This window comes from Collinsella sp. AM29-10AC, assembly GCF_003469085.1.
Lineage (GTDB): Bacteria > Actinomycetota > Coriobacteriia > Coriobacteriales > Coriobacteriaceae > Collinsella.
Genome location: NZ_QSKB01000013.1, coordinates 54,041 through 68,232, shown reverse-complemented (window position 1 = coordinate 68,232; position 14,192 = coordinate 54,041). Strand labels below are relative to the sequence as shown.

The window sequence follows — 14,192 nt, the reverse complement described above, 5'->3', positions numbered from 1 at the left end:
TGCAGCGACGGACCTCGGGACGCTCTTACACCACGTCTGCGCGCGCCACCGTCCCGGAACTCACCGTAGGGGAGCTCCGGGCTTCACAGGGGCACGAATAGCCCACTCCGACCTGCGAAATCTGTACTCGCGATGCGAATGACGCCCCTAACCTTAAACTTTAGCTTGAACTTAGCTATAATGCGCTACGTTCCTACCAGGCTGTGGTTGCGGACGGACGAAATGCCCGTCCTAGTCCAAGACAGACGCGGTCAAAGGGATCCACGTAAGCGACCGCGTGCGCGCGGCGCGATCATGGCGCGTCCTAGATGTAAGCCGCACCGTCCGTTCTACTTTCTTTGGGGCAATACCGCCTCGCGGGCGAGCGGGCCAGTCGTGAAGGTGGCTGCGGCCTCCCGAGCAAACACCCCGGTGCGCAAGTGTGGGGTCAAATACCAGGTCAGCTGGTGGGAACAACCTGATATTCCGCGCAACGCACGGATCGTATACGACACAGAAGGCAGGGTAGTGGACATGGTGAGGGGCAGCTTGATGCACGCGGCTCGGTTAGGTGCTGGGACCGCAGCGGTCATCGCCGTTTTGGGCCTGAGCGGATGCGCGTTCAACCCGCTGTCTACGTTCACGACTCCCACGATCGACCAGATCGAGTACGAGACCGTCACGCCCGCGGTGTCGGATGATGCCCTGGTCACCCCCGGTACCCTGACGGTTGCCCTCGATACCTCCGATGCGCCGCAGGCCATGCAGGGCGCTGACGGCGAGCTCACGGGGTATGCAGTCGACGCTGCCCGCGCCCTCGCAAGCCGCATGGGCCTTAAGGTCGCCTTTGTCGATGCGTCCTCGGCAGGTTCCGCGCTCGGTGACAAAAAGGCTGATATCTTTATCGGCGAGATCAACTCCACGGATGGGGACGTTAGCTCGCTCGGCACCTGCCTGTACGATGCCGCTTCCGTGTTCGGTAAAACCAGCGATGGTGGGTCGCTGAGCGTTTCCACCGATACCCTTAACACGTCTACTCTGGGTATCCAGATGTCCTCGGCCTCGCAGGAGGCGCTTGCTAAGCAGAGCATCACCGCCAACCAAAAGACTTACTCCAACATCAACGAGTGCTTTGAGGCGCTCGAGTCCGGCGAGGTCGACTATGTGATCTGCGACTCCACGGCTGGCGGTTACCTTGCGCGCCTGATGAGCGAGATCTCCTATGTCGGTGCGCTCGAGGCGCCCTCGACGCTTGGTGTTGCAGGCCTTTCGTCCAATGACGAACTGTGTCGTGCCGTGAGCGATGCCCTCGACGGTATTACGGCCGACGGCACGCTCGAGGCGGTTCACTGCGTCTGGTACGGCCAGATTCCCTACGACCTCACCACTAAGACGGTTTCGGGCGCTAACGTGCAGCCGGGCGACTCTGAGTCCAGTGAGACCACGTCCTCCGGCAGCGAGTCCTCCGATTCCAACAATGAGACCGCATCCTCCGAGGACAAATCGTCCAGCCAGGAAGGCACCATCACTGACGACGACATTAACAAACTTAATAGCTAGTTATTGCTAGGGGCGGTGTCTCCTATACGTTGGAAAGGACACCTCTTCACGGTTTCAACACGCACTGCCGGGTTTCCCCAATAGGGGAGCCCGGCTTTTTTATCCCTATAAAACCAGCAGGTCAAAGCCAATTTTCGGGACCAAATACAAAGTCGCCGACGCCCTCCCATAGCGCACTTTGCCACAGAAAAGTGCGAGACTTCGGTATGCGGTATTAAGCAATCGTTATTCGGGTCTTTAGGAATCCGCGTGATTAAATGCACGGCAATGGGTACATAGCCAGTACAGTAAGTCCCCGAGGCAGATTGGAGCCACGTATGGATATCAAGGTTTCTGGACGCAAGACGACGGTAACCGATGCTCTGCGTGCGCATGTGGATGAGAAGATCGGCGAGGCGCTCAAGGTTTTCGATATCGAGCCCATGACAGTCGACGTCGTGCTTCGTTATGAGAAGAACCCCTCGAACCCCAACCCGGCAATCGTCGAGGTCACGGTTCGTGCCCGCGGCTCTGTGATTCGCGTTGCCGAGCACGGCGCAGATATGTATGCCGCCATCGACCTCTCCGCCGATAAGGTTACCCGCCAGCTGCGCAAGTTCAAGACTAAGGTCGTGGACAACCGCCAGGGTGGTGCCAGCGCCGCGGATGTCGCACCGGTCGAGCGCGTCGAGGATCTGGCCGACCTGCTGCTGCCCGAGGAGGAAGACGACCTGCTCGTCCGCGAGAAGGTTATCGACGTCACTCCGATGACTGAGGAGCAGGCGCTGGTGCAGACCGATCTGCTCGGTCACGACTTCTACGTGTTCGAGAACGCGACGACCGGCCTTATCAATGTGGTGTATCACCGTAAGAATGGTGGATATGGCATCATCAAGCCCCGCATCGAAACACTTGACGAGTAAAATACGTTAACTTGCATGAGTTAACGGCTGGCGGCCATCCCATGCGGGTGGCCGCCTTTTTACGTAAGGAGTCGCTTTGATGGACAAGGCCGCATCCGCCGGTCATTCGGACCGTTGCCGCATCGTCGTCGATACCTGCTGCGACTTTAGCCCCGAGGTCGCCGCGAACCTCGATGTCGATATCCTGGGTTTCCCCTTCATTATCGATGGCGAAGAGCGCACGGATGACATCTGGTCGAGCATCACACCCAAGGAGTTCTACGACCGTATGCGCGCCGGTGCCCGCGTGTCCACCTCGGCTGTGTCGCTCGGTCGCTATATCGAGTTCTTTACCGAGTGCGCCAAAGAGGGTACGCCTACGGTCTACCTGTGCTTTACCTCGGCGCTGTCGTCGAGCTACAACTCCGCGTGCCAGGCGGCAGATGCCGTGCGCGCCGAGTATCCCAACTTTGAGCTCTACGTGGTCGACAACGCTCTGCCCTGTGCGACCGGCGAGCTCTTGGCGCTCGAGGCCGTCCGCCAACGCTCGGCGGGACTCACCGCCAAGCAGCTGGTCGACTGGGCAAACGAGGCCAAGACCTACGTCCACGGCTACTTTACGCTCGAGAGCTTTGACGCGCTGGCTGCCGGCGGCCGCATTCCGCCCGCGGCGGCGCAACTCACGGCAAAGCTCGATGTCAAGCCCGAGCTCTCCTACGACCTGGCCGGCTCGCTGTCGCTGATCGGCGTCAACCGCGGCCGCAAGAAGGCGCTCAAGTCCATCCTCAAGTCGTTCCGCGAGAACTACGTGCCCGACCGCACCATGCCCATCGCCATCATGACGGCCGATGCCGAAAAGGACGGCGACTGGCTCGAGGCCGCCATCCGCAAGGAGGAGGGCTGCGCCGACGTCACGATCATTCGCAGCTCCGTGGGCCCCACCATCGGCTCGCACGTGGGCCCCGGCATGGTGGCCTGCGCGTTTTGGGGCAAGAATCGCGCCGAGAAAGCCTCGCTTTCCGACCGCATCGCGCGTCGCGTGCGCGGCCAGTAGGCAAGTAACGCGGCCGTAATCGATCCCAACTCACTGCCCAAGCGCTGGCGCTGAGTATTCAACTTGGTAACAACACCCAACCCAAAAGGAAAGGTTTCATGGCAAACAAGCTCTCCGTCGCATTCATCGGCACCGGAATCATGGGTGCCCCAATCGCCGGCCACATCCTGGATGCCGGCTATCCTGTCACGGTCAACAACCGCACCAAGTCCAAGGCCGCCGCGCTAATCGAGCGCGGTGCCGCCTGGGCCGATACGCCGGCCGATGCCGTGGCGAACGCCGATGTCGTCTTTACCATGGTGGGCTATCCCTCCGAGGTCGAGGAGCTCTACCTGGCGGGCGACGGCCTGCTCGCCTGCACTAAGCCCGGCGCGGTCCTGATCGACCTCACCACGAGCTCGCCCGAGCTGGCGCGCGACATTGCCGAGGCCGCTCAGGTTTCCGGCCGCATGGCGTTTGACTGCCCCGTCACCGGCGGCGAGTCGGGTGCTATCGCCGGCACGCTTACGGCTATCGTGGGCGCCACCGAGAACGACATCGCGCCGGTCCGCGACATCCTTGCCACCTTCGCGGCCAACATCTGCTGCTTCGACGGCGCCGGCAAGGGCCAGGCTGCCAAGCTCGCCAACCAGGTGTCGCTGGGCGCCTGCATGGTCGGCATGGCAGACGCCATGGCATTTGCCGAGCTGAGCGGCCTTGACCTGGAGAAGACCCGTCAGATGATCCTGGGCGGCACCGGCAAGTCCGGCGCCATGGAGAGCCTGGCGCCCAAGGCGCTCGACGGCGACTACAAGCCCGGCTTTATGGTCGAGCACTTCATTAAGGACCTGCGCTTGGCGCTCGCCTATGCCGACGACCGCGAGCTTGCGCTGCCCGGCGCCGACGTGGCCTTTACGCTCTACGACATGCTCGATGCCATCGGTGGCGCCAAGCTGGGCACCCAGGCCGTCACGGTCCTCTATAAGGAGGAGGCCGACGCCATCGCCGCCGGTCTGGACTGGTCGCAGTATCGTCCCGAGGAGCATGGCGCTCACGAGGACGGCTGCGGTTGCGGCGAGCATGGCGACGACCACGAGTGCGGTTGTGGCCACCACCATGGCGAGGACCACGAGTGCTGCGGCGGCCACGGTCATGACGACGGCCACGAGTGCTGCTGCGGCCATCATCACGAGGAGTAGCGCCCATGAGCTGGACGTTCGTGGTGCTTGCACTGGTGCTCTTTCTCTTTGCGATCTACATCGGTTTTTTGTGCGGCCAGTGGGCGTGCGAAAAGCGCGTCATCACCAAGCGCGACTACTGGATTGCCAACTTTGCGGGAGCGGCGGCAGTCGTCCTGCTGACCTGGGTGTTCTCGCTGTTCCCGCTGGTGCAGTTTGCGCCGATCGGCTGGCTTGGCGGCTTTATCGCCGGCCTTAAGATGAGCTTTGGCGAGTCCGTCGGTCCGTGGCGCAAGCACGACGAGGTCTTTAACGTCAACAAGGCTCACCGCGCCGCCGCCGACGCGGGCGACGCCGAGGAGCGTCGCCGTGCGCGTCACAATGGCGCAGCCGACCGACAGCTCATCTCGGTCACCGATGACAGCAAGGGTGCTGGCAAGCACGCTAAGAAATAAGAAGAGGTAACTATGGCAGAAAACAAAGACGAACAGCTCACCGATGAGGAGCTGGCACAGCTTCAGCTGGCAGAGGAGAACGAGAACGCCGTCGACCGTCTGGTCAAGGAGCTCGGCTGCCCCACGCGCCGCATGCGCCAGTTTGCCGCCCGCGTGCTGCATCTGCTGGCCGAGCGTGACCCGCAGCGCGTCGTGCCCTGCGTGCCTGCGCTGATCGAGGCGCTCGACCGCCCCGAGGCGCAGACCCGCTGGGAGGCCCTCGATGCCCTGACGGCGCTCGCTACCACCTGCCCCGAGCAGCTGGGCGATGCCTTTGAGGGCGCCGAGACTGCACTGTTCGACGAGATCTCCTCCACGCTGCGCTATGCCGCCTTCCGCCTGCTGTGCGTGTGGGGTGCCACGAGCGTCGAGCGTTCGCGCGAGGCTTGGCCCATCCTGGACGAGGCCATCCAGTGCTACCACGGCGACCTCGAGTATCGCGACATGCTCGGTTGCCTGTACGAGTTTTGCCAGGGCGAGATCGACGCCGAGGTTGCCGAGAAGCTTGCGCTGCGCCTTAAGTTCGATGCCGAGAACGGCAAGGGCAGCTATCTCAAGGCCCGTTCGAGCGAGATTTACGAAATGCTTGTTAAACGTTTTGGCCTGGATCTCTCCAAAAAGAAGAAGCGTGCTAGCGTTAAAAAATCTGACGACGCCGAAGACGAGGAGTAACAGATTATGGCGCACGATGTAGTCCTGATTCCCGGTGACGGTATCGGTCCCGAGATTACGCAGGCCATGCGCCGCGTGGTCGAGGCCACCGGTGTCCAGATCAACTGGAACGTCCAGGAGGCCGGCGCCGGCGTCATGGACGAGTTTGGTACGCCGCTGCCCCAGCACGTGCTCGATGCGGTCGCCGAGACCAAGGTTGCCATCAAGGGCCCCATCACCACGCCGGTCGGCACGGGTTTCCGCAGCGTTAACGTGGCCCTGCGCAAGCACTTTGACCTGTACGCCTGCGTGCGCCCCTGCCTGTCGCAGCCGGGCGACGGCTCGCGTTTCCGCGACGTCGACCTGGTCATCGTGCGCGAGAACACCGAGGACCTCTACGCCGGGATCGAGTTCGATGAGGGCGCTGCCGAGGTCGAGGAGCTCTCGCAGCTTGTCGAGCGTTCGGGCCAAAAGACATTCGCCGGCGATTCCGCGATCTCGATCAAGCCCATCTCTATCGCCAAGAGCCGCCGTATTGTGGAGTACGCCTTTGAGTATGCCCGCCGCTGCGGCCGCAAAAAGGTGACGGCCGTGCACAAGGCCAATATCATGAAGGCGACCGACGGCCTGTTCCTGCGCGTTGCGCGCGAGGTGGCCGCCAACTATCCCGACATTGAGTTCAACGACAAGATCGTCGACGCCACCTGCATGGGCCTGGTCCAGAACCCCAACGACTTCGATGTCCTGGTGCTGCCAAACCTGTACGGCGACATCGTGAGCGACCTGTGCGCCGGCCTGGTGGGCGGTCTTGGCATGGCGCCCGGCTCCAACATCGGTGCCGACTGCGCCATTTTTGAGGCAACGCACGGTTCGGCACCCGATATCGCTGGCCAGGATATCGCCAACCCCACGGCCGAGATCCTCTCTGCTGCAATGATGCTCGACCACCTGGGCGAGAACGATGCCGCCAATCGCATCCGTGCGGCCGTATCTGCCACGCTCGACGAGGGCGAGCAGGTTACCGGTGACGTGCGTCGTGCCCAGACCGGCTCCGTTGAGGGCGCTGTGGGTACGCAGGCATTTGCCGATGCCGTTATCGCGCACCTGGCCTAAGGCATGCACACTGCAAACGCCCAAATAGTACTTAAGTGTTTGCGTATAACCTAAGAATCAATACGCCCGGCGCTCTGTCGGGCGTATTCTATTGGGGACTATGTTTCCTAACAAGGAGTAACCGATATGGGTCTGATTCAAAAGAAGGACGAGAAGGACGAGATCGACGGCATCCAGATCATCGAGCGCGGCGAAGGCCCCGACGGTGACGAGGACGAGAAGATCGACCTGGTCGCCGGTACGTCTGCCGAGCACATTGCTGCTGGCACGACGGCCGAGGAAGAGGACGCCCGTCTGGAGGCTCAGATCGCCGCAGATGCCGCTGACGAGAATCTGATGCCCGAGGCCCAGGATGAGGACGACGATATCCTGGGTTCCGACGGGGACGATCACGTATCCAAGCACAAGAAGACGATGATTGCCGCCTTTGTGGTTGCAGTCGTAATCGCTGCGGTGGTCGGCTTCTTTATTGGCAATGGCGGCTTTGGCGGCAAGGGCGTCGGTTCGTCGACCCTGACCGAGGACCAGCTCGATTCGACCGTGGCAAGCTATAGTTATAACGGCAAGAAGAGCGACATCACCGCGCGCGAGGCCATCGAGAGCCAGTACAGCCTCGATACCGTCAAGGATAGCAACGGCAACTACACCGCCCCCTCTGCCGACGTCATCCTGTCCTACGTGCGCAACAAGATTCTGCTCGATGCTGCCGAGGACGAGGGCATTACCATCTCTTCTAAGGAGATGAAGAAGTACGCCGAGGATTCTATCGGCACCTCGGACTACGACACCATGGCCAAGCAGTATGGCGTGTCCAAGGACCAGGCCAAGCGGATCGTCCGCCAGTCCGCGACGCTGCAGAAGCTCTACAAGAAGAAGGTGGGCGATGCTTCCGCGAGCATGCCGACCGCTCCGACTGAGCCTTCTGACGGCAACGAGGACACCGCGAGCAAGGATTACGCCGATTACATCATCAACCTTGCCGGTGACGAGTGGGATAGCTCGAAGGGCACCTGGAAGGACGAGAACAGCACCTACGCTAAGGCCTTCGCTAACGATGCCTTTACCGCCGAAAGTGCCACCTATAAGCAGGCCATGACCGCCTATTACACCGCCTACCAGCAGTATTCCTCGCAGGCCTCAAGCGCTAGCTCCAAGTGGACCGAGTATGCTAACGGCCTCTATGCCAAGGCCAACATCAGCATCTACGGCCTGTTTGCGTAAGATCTGTCTGCACTACTGCGCGCTAACCGATCTACCTGATTAAGCCCGCTAGAACGACAAAGTTCTAGCGGGCATTTTGTTACCGAAACCACTAGGATAGGACTTGCGCCCGTGCAAGTGCTTCATCGGGTATCCTCAATTCATCCTGGAAAACGGCCGTAAACGATTGCAAATAACCGGTGAACGGTCAAAAACTACCGTTCACCGATAATTTCTAAACTGGTTCTAACTGGTATTAAGTCAAAAAGACCAATTCACAAATCTTCACAATGACCTGCATTTTTTCTACACGCCATTTTTAGCCACCCTGCGTTGTTTAGACACGAAAAAAGTTCCGATCTTTCGTCAAATCATTTCGAAACGGTTTCAAAATCGCAGGTAGAAGTGTTAATGAGCGGTAAACGGTCGATTTTTCGCCGTGAACGGTGCAAAAACGTTTTACTGTATGAATCAACGAAAGCAACCTCTTCTGTGGTGATATAGTGACAACAACACGTCACGTGGTTACTACCAGTTGAGAAACCACTGGTCTTCAAAGAACGCTTTCCAAGAAGCTTTAAGGGCACCCGCCCGCTGGCTTCCGAAAACTATCGGACTCAGATCGTACACACCTTCGGAAGGGAAATTTGAATGGTTGGCTTTATTCTTACCGGTCATGGACAGTTCGCACCCGGCATCGCAAGCGCTATCGCTATGGTCGCTGGTGATCAGCCCGCTTTTACCGTCGTTCCTTTTGAGGGCGACCAGGCTGCTTCCTACGGTGAGGATCTCCGCGCCGCTATTACCGCCATGCGCGAGGAGTGCGATGGCGTGCTCGTCTTTACCGACCTGCTTGGTGGTACCCCGTTCAACCAGGCAATGATGATTGCCCAGGATGTCGACAACGTCGAGATTCTGACTGGAACTAACCTTCCCATGGTTATTGAGCTTCTGTTCCTCCGCGGCAACGCCACGCTCGCCGAGCTTGGCGAGCAGGCCGTGACCGTTGGCCAGACGGGCATCACCGCCCAGACGGTCGCTTCCGTCGCTGGTGCCGAGGAAGAGGATATCTTCGGCGACGAGGACGGCATCTAATGGCCGATTTCGGAGCCAACGTCCTGAGCTCTTCGGTCGCTCTTTTGGGCCTGCTTGTCATCATGGGCTTGATTTACACCATCTGGTCGCAAATCAACATGAAGAAGAAGCAGAAGTACTTCAAGGAGCTGCACACCGAGCTCAAGCCGGGTCAGGAGGTTCTTTTCGCCGGCGGTATCTACGGAACCGTCAAAGGCATCGAAGGCGAAAAGGTCCAGATCAAAGTCCGATCCGGAGCCGTCGTAGATGTTTCGCGTTACGCGATTCAGGAGATCAAGTAACTGTCGTCAGCAAATAACGAAAGGAAGCTGATCAACATGGCAGAACCCAACATTCTTCTTACCCGCATCGATAACCGACTGGTCCATGGTCAGGTCGCTACCCAGTGGAACTCCACCCTGGGCTCCAACCTCATCCTCGTCGCCAACGACGACGTGTCGACCAACACCATGCGTCAGAACCTCATGAAGATGGCCGCTCCCACCGGCGTCGCTACGCGTTTCTTCTCCCTGCAGAAGACCATCGACGTCATCGGCAAGGCGAGCCCGCGCCAGAAGATCTTCATCGTGGCCGAAACACCGGAAGACGTGCTTACGCTCGTCAAGGGCGGTGTGCCTATAAAGAAGGTAAACATCGGCAACATGCACATGTCGGAAGGAAAGCGCCAAGTCGCCACCTCCGTCGCAGTTAACGACGAGGATGTCGCTGCGTTTAAAGAGCTGCAGGAATTGGGGGTGGAGTTGGAGATCAGGCGCGTTCCGAGCACGCCTGTTGAGGACACGAGCAAGCTCTTCTCGTAATCCTCGTGATCCACGTTGTCAGGAGTGAAACCCTGACATTCTGTACGTGAAATCCAAAGTGCGTACATACATTTTGAAAGGAGGAGCAAGATGGAATACACGATCTTCCAGGTCGCTCTGGTCTTCATCGTCACGTTCGTCGCGGCAATCGACCAGTTTAACTTCCTCGAGTCTCTCTATCAGCCCATCGTCACCGGCGCCGTCATCGGTCTTATCCTTGGCGACCTCAACACCGGTCTTCTCGTGGGTGGTACTTATCAGCTCATGACGATCGGCAACATGCCGATCGGAGGTGCTCAGCCGCCTAACGCTGTTATCGGCGGCATCATGGCAGCCATTCTCGCTATCGCTACGGGCCTTGAGCCCAACGCGGCAGTCGGTCTTGCCATTCCGTTCGCTCTGCTTGGTCAGCTCGGCGTTACCCTGGTCTTCACGCTTATGTCGCCGCTCATGTCCTCCGCGGACAACATGGCTCACAACGCTGACACCAAGGGTATCGAGCGTCTGAACTACTTCGCCATGGCTCTGCTCGGCCTGATCTTCGCTGTCGTCGTCACCCTGTTCTTCATCGCTGGCGCTACCATCGGTCAGACCATCGCTTCCGCCATCCCGACTTGGCTGCAGACCGGTCTCTCCGCTGCAGGCGGCATGATGCGCTTCGTCGGCTTCGCCGTCCTGCTCAAGGTTATGATGAACCGCGATATGTGGGGCTTCTTCCTCATGGGCTTTGGCCTCGCACTCATCACCGTTGCCAACGATTCTCTGGCAACCCCTGCCCTGCTCATCCTCGCTCTCATCGGCTTCGGCATCGCTTTCTGGGACTTCCAGCAGCAGACCGAGCTGAAGGGTGCAGCTGTTTCTGACGGAGGTGACTTCGAAGATGGCATCTAATGAGTATGTGATCCCGGAGCACTACGAGGATCTCACTCCTGCTCCGCAGCTCGACCAGAAGACCCTCAACAAGATGGCTTGGCGCTCCTGCTTCCTGCAGGCATCGTTCAACTACGAGCGCATGCAGGCCGCTGGCTGGCTCTACTCCATCATCCCCGGTCTGGAGAAGATCCACACCAACAAGAACGACCTCGCGGCTTCCATGAGCCACAACCTGGAGTTCTTCAACACCCACCCGTTCCTCGTCACCTTTGTTATGGGTATCGTGCTTTCGCTCGAGCAGAACAAGGTTGACATCCCCACGATCCGCGCCGTCCGCGTCGCCGCAATGGGCCCGCTCGGTGGTATCGGTGACGCCCTGTTCTGGCTGACGCTCGTGCCTATCACGGCCGGCATCACCTCCAACATGGCCATCAACGGCAACGCCGCTGCGCCGATCATCTTCCTGGTGATCTTCAACGTCGTCCAGTTCGCTCTGCGCTTCTGGCTCATGAACTGGTCCTACAAGCTTGGCACCAGCGCTATTGACGCTCTGACTGCCAACATGCAGGCCTTCACGCGTGCCGCTTCCATCATGGGCGTCTTCGTCGTCGGTTGCCTGGTCGTCACCATGGGTGGCACCCAGATCAACCTCCAGATCCCCAACGGCACCACCCGTGGCCTCTCCGCCAATACCGTGATCGTCTCCGAGAAGGAGGCCGAGAACTTCACCGGTATGGAGGGCATCGATACCGAGACCGCTGAGGCCGGTACCATCGCCATGACCGATGAGGACGGCAACGCCCTCACCGCTTCCGATGCCGACGGCAACGCTGTCGAGTGCGGCGTCACCGATCTGGGCAACGGCATGGAGTCCGTTACCTACGGCACCGTCACCGAGGATCCGGTCAACTTCTCCGTTGCCGACACCCTCAACACCATCGTCCCGAAGCTCGTCCCGCTTATGCTTACGCTGCTGCTTTACTACATGTTCGCTAAGCACAGCTGGACCCCGACCAAGGGCATTCTGCTGCTCTTCGTCCTGGGCATCCTGGGCGCTGGCCCGCTTGGTCTCTGGCCGAGCATCTGGTAAGGCTCTAGCTTGAGGGGTGTGTCCCTACGCGGCTCACACCCCGACCCCTTAAGCCATGTGTATGTTAAAAGCCGCGTGCTCGAAAGAGCGCGCGGCTTTTGTTTTCTTGATGATTCGGGTGTTGCGGACTGATAATGCTTAACACCCTAGGTAGTTAGCCGAATTCGAGCAAAAGGGAGGATAGGATGGCGATCGGAGTGCGCAAACAGCCCCTATACGATCAGCTGGTCGATATTCTGACCGAAAAGATTGACCATGAATATCATGCCGGTGACATGATTCCTTCCGAGCGCGAATTATCGGAGCGCTATGGTCTCTCGCGCACCACAGTGCGCCTGGCCCTGCAGGAGTTGGAACGCTTGGGGCTGGTGGTTCGGCAGCACGGTCGCGGCACCTTTGTGACTGACCGTTCGGCAAAGGTAACCAATCTTACGCAGTCCTACAGCTTTACCGAGCAGATGCGTGCGATGGGTCGCGAACCAGAGACCACGATTCTCGATTTTTGCGAGATGGAGGCCGATAAGAATCTGGCCGAGCATATGGGGTGCCGCATCGGCGACCGTATCTTTAAGCTCAAGCGCCTTCGTTCCGCCGACAACATGCCCATGATGGTCGAGCGCAGCTATCTGCCGGTGCGTAAGTTCTTGTCGCTCAAGCGTCCGCTCTTGGAGCGTAAACCGCTCTACGATGTGATTGAGCAAGATTTCCAACAAAAGATACGCGTGGCCGAAGAGGAGTTCTATGCGAGCATAGCCCGTCCCACCGACGCTCACCTTTTGGGAATCGTCGAGGGCTCGCCAGTGCTCGATTTGGTCAGGACTACGTATAACGAGTCAAACGAGGTTGTGGAGTATACGCTCTCGGTTGCTCGTGCCGACCAGTTTAAGTACAAGGTTTATCACCAGCGCAACGATTAATGATGCACTTGTTTCGTTGTGTTGATTCTTTGCAGTCAACTGGTTACTACCAGATAACCAACTGAAGTGTATAATTGCACGTCAGAGGATTACTTCTAGAGAGAGGTATTAGAAATGTTCGAGAAGAGTGTCGAGGAGCTCACTGAGCTCGGCGCCCAGATCACCACGGCCGAGATTGCCCAGCAGCCCGAGCTTTGGCGTGATACGCTCAACATCTACCGCGAGAACAAAGAGGCCATCGAGGCCTTTCTGGCTGAGGCTCGCGCTATGGGCGAGGGCCGTCTGTCCGTTGTCTTCACCGGTGCCGGTACGTCCGACTATGTTGGCGATACCTGCGCCCCGTACCTGCGTCACGCTGGCAACACTGATCTCTACGACTTTAAGCCCATCGCCACGACCGATATCGTGAGCGCCCCGCGCGACTTCCTGCGCGCCGAGGATCCCACGCTCGTGGTTTCCTTTGCCCGCTCTGGCAACAGCCCCGAGAGCCTTGCCGCCGTCGCCGTTGCCAAGGAGCTCGTCCACAACGTCAAGTTCCTCAACATCACCTGCGCTCCCGAGGGCAAGCTCGCTGTCGAGTCCGCTGATGACCCCAATGCGCTGACGCTGCTCATCCCGCGCGCCAACGACAAGGGCTTCGCCATGACCGGTTCTTACACCTGTATGACCCTGCTCTCTACCCTCATCTTTGACGAGGCTTCCGACGAGCAGAAGGCCGAGTGGGTCGAGACCATCGCCAAGATGGGCGAGGAGGTCATCGCTCGTGAGCCCGAGGTCGCCGATTACCTGGCTGGCGACTTCAACCGCGTGACCTACTTGGGTTCCGGCTCCTTCGGTGGCCTTGCCCAGGAGAGCCAGCTCAAGATCCTCGAGCTCGCTCACGGTCTGGTCGCTACTTCCTACGACACCTCTATGGGTTATCGTCACGGACCCAAGTCCTTCGTCGACGACAAGACCCTCGTGTTCGTGTTCGTCAACAACGATGCCTACACCCGTCAGTACGATATCGACATCCTCAACGAGATCGGTGGCGACAAGATCGCTCAGCACACCGTTGCCGTTCAGCAGGATGGCGCTACCGTCTACGAGGGCGAGTCCTTCACCTTTAAGGGCTATGAGGCACTCCCCGAGGGCTACCTTGCCCTGCCGTTCGTGATGTTTGCCCAGGCCATCAGCCTGCTCAACTCCGTGCGCGTGGGCAACACGCCCGATACGCCGAGCCCCACCGGCACGGTCAACCGCGTGGTTAAGGGCGTGACGATTCACCCCTTCACCGCTTAATCGCGTCCCCCCTGTAAGGGCGCCCGTCCGCTCATAACGGCGGGCGG

General features: G+C 59.4%; 15 protein-coding genes. All 15 read left to right on the top strand.

Annotated features, from left to right (window positions below; genetic code table 11):
* The first annotated feature begins 531 nt into the window (after positions 1–531).
* The 15 genes from DW754_RS05740 to DW754_RS05670 all read left to right on the top strand — a co-directional run bounded on the left by DW754_RS05740 (position 532) and on the right by DW754_RS05670 (position 14,145).
* Positions 532–1,539 (top strand): ABC transporter substrate-binding protein, encoded by a 1,008-nt coding sequence (locus tag DW754_RS05740; RefSeq protein ID WP_158561619.1) that lies wholly within the window; start codon positions 532–534, stop codon positions 1,537–1,539.
* Between the two features lie 317 nt (positions 1,540–1,856).
* Positions 1,857–2,441, top strand: a complete 585-nt coding sequence (gene hpf / locus DW754_RS05735; protein ID WP_035137685.1) for a ribosome hibernation-promoting factor, HPF/YfiA family — start codon at positions 1,857–1,859, stop codon at positions 2,439–2,441.
* 79 nt (positions 2,442–2,520) lie between these two features.
* Positions 2,521–3,474 (top strand): DegV family protein, encoded by a 954-nt coding sequence (locus tag DW754_RS05730; RefSeq protein WP_117758697.1) that lies wholly within the window; start codon positions 2,521–2,523, stop codon positions 3,472–3,474.
* A gap of 98 nt (positions 3,475–3,572) precedes the next feature.
* Positions 3,573–4,652 carry an NAD(P)-dependent oxidoreductase gene (locus DW754_RS05725; RefSeq protein WP_117758696.1) on the top strand — a complete coding sequence of 360 codons (1,080 nt, stop codon included), beginning with the start codon at positions 3,573–3,575 and terminating at the stop codon, positions 4,650–4,652.
* Positions 4,653–4,657: 5 nt separating this feature from the next.
* Positions 4,658–5,086, top strand: coding sequence for a hypothetical protein (locus DW754_RS05720; RefSeq protein ID WP_006236251.1), 429 nt, complete (start codon positions 4,658–4,660; stop codon positions 5,084–5,086).
* A 12-nt stretch (positions 5,087–5,098) separates the two neighbouring features.
* Positions 5,099–5,797: a HEAT repeat domain-containing protein gene (locus tag DW754_RS05715; RefSeq protein ID WP_117758695.1), complete on the top strand. Its 699-nt coding sequence runs from the start codon at positions 5,099–5,101 to the stop codon at positions 5,795–5,797.
* 6 nt (positions 5,798–5,803) lie between these two features.
* Positions 5,804–6,889 carry an isocitrate/isopropylmalate dehydrogenase family protein gene (locus tag DW754_RS05710; protein WP_117635809.1) on the top strand — a complete coding sequence of 362 codons (1,086 nt, stop codon included), beginning with the start codon at positions 5,804–5,806 and terminating at the stop codon, positions 6,887–6,889.
* Between the two features lie 126 nt (positions 6,890–7,015).
* Entirely contained in the window at positions 7,016–8,110 is a 1,095-nt protein-coding gene (locus tag DW754_RS05705; RefSeq protein WP_117758694.1) for a hypothetical protein, read from the top strand.
* A 630-nt stretch (positions 8,111–8,740) separates the two neighbouring features.
* A complete protein-coding gene (locus DW754_RS05700) occupies positions 8,741–9,184 on the top strand; it encodes a PTS fructose transporter subunit IIA (protein ID WP_117758693.1) in 444 nt (147 codons plus the stop codon).
* A complete protein-coding gene (yajC, locus tag DW754_RS05695; protein WP_022094612.1) occupies positions 9,184–9,465 on the top strand; it encodes a preprotein translocase subunit YajC in 282 nt (93 codons plus the stop codon). Before DW754_RS05700 ends, yajC begins: the two co-directional genes overlap by 1 nt.
* Before the next feature lie 36 nt (positions 9,466–9,501).
* Entirely contained in the window at positions 9,502–9,984 is a 483-nt protein-coding gene (agaV, locus tag DW754_RS05690; RefSeq protein WP_117640370.1) for a PTS N-acetylgalactosamine transporter subunit IIB, read from the top strand.
* Between the two features lie 90 nt (positions 9,985–10,074).
* Entirely contained in the window at positions 10,075–10,875 is an 801-nt protein-coding gene (locus DW754_RS05685) for a PTS sugar transporter subunit IIC (protein WP_035137676.1), read from the top strand.
* Complete coding sequence (locus tag DW754_RS05680) at positions 10,865–11,947, top strand: PTS system mannose/fructose/sorbose family transporter subunit IID (protein WP_117758692.1); 1,083 nt, start codon at positions 10,865–10,867, stop codon at positions 11,945–11,947. Before DW754_RS05685 ends, DW754_RS05680 begins: the two co-directional genes overlap by 11 nt.
* A gap of 185 nt (positions 11,948–12,132) precedes the next feature.
* Positions 12,133–12,864, top strand: coding sequence for a GntR family transcriptional regulator (locus tag DW754_RS05675; protein ID WP_117758691.1), 732 nt, complete (start codon positions 12,133–12,135; stop codon positions 12,862–12,864).
* A 114-nt stretch (positions 12,865–12,978) separates the two neighbouring features.
* On the top strand, positions 12,979–14,145 hold the full coding sequence (locus DW754_RS05670) for an SIS domain-containing protein (protein ID WP_117756829.1): 1,167 nt from the start codon (positions 12,979–12,981) through the stop codon (positions 14,143–14,145).
* The last annotated feature ends 47 nt before the right edge of the window (positions 14,146–14,192 follow it).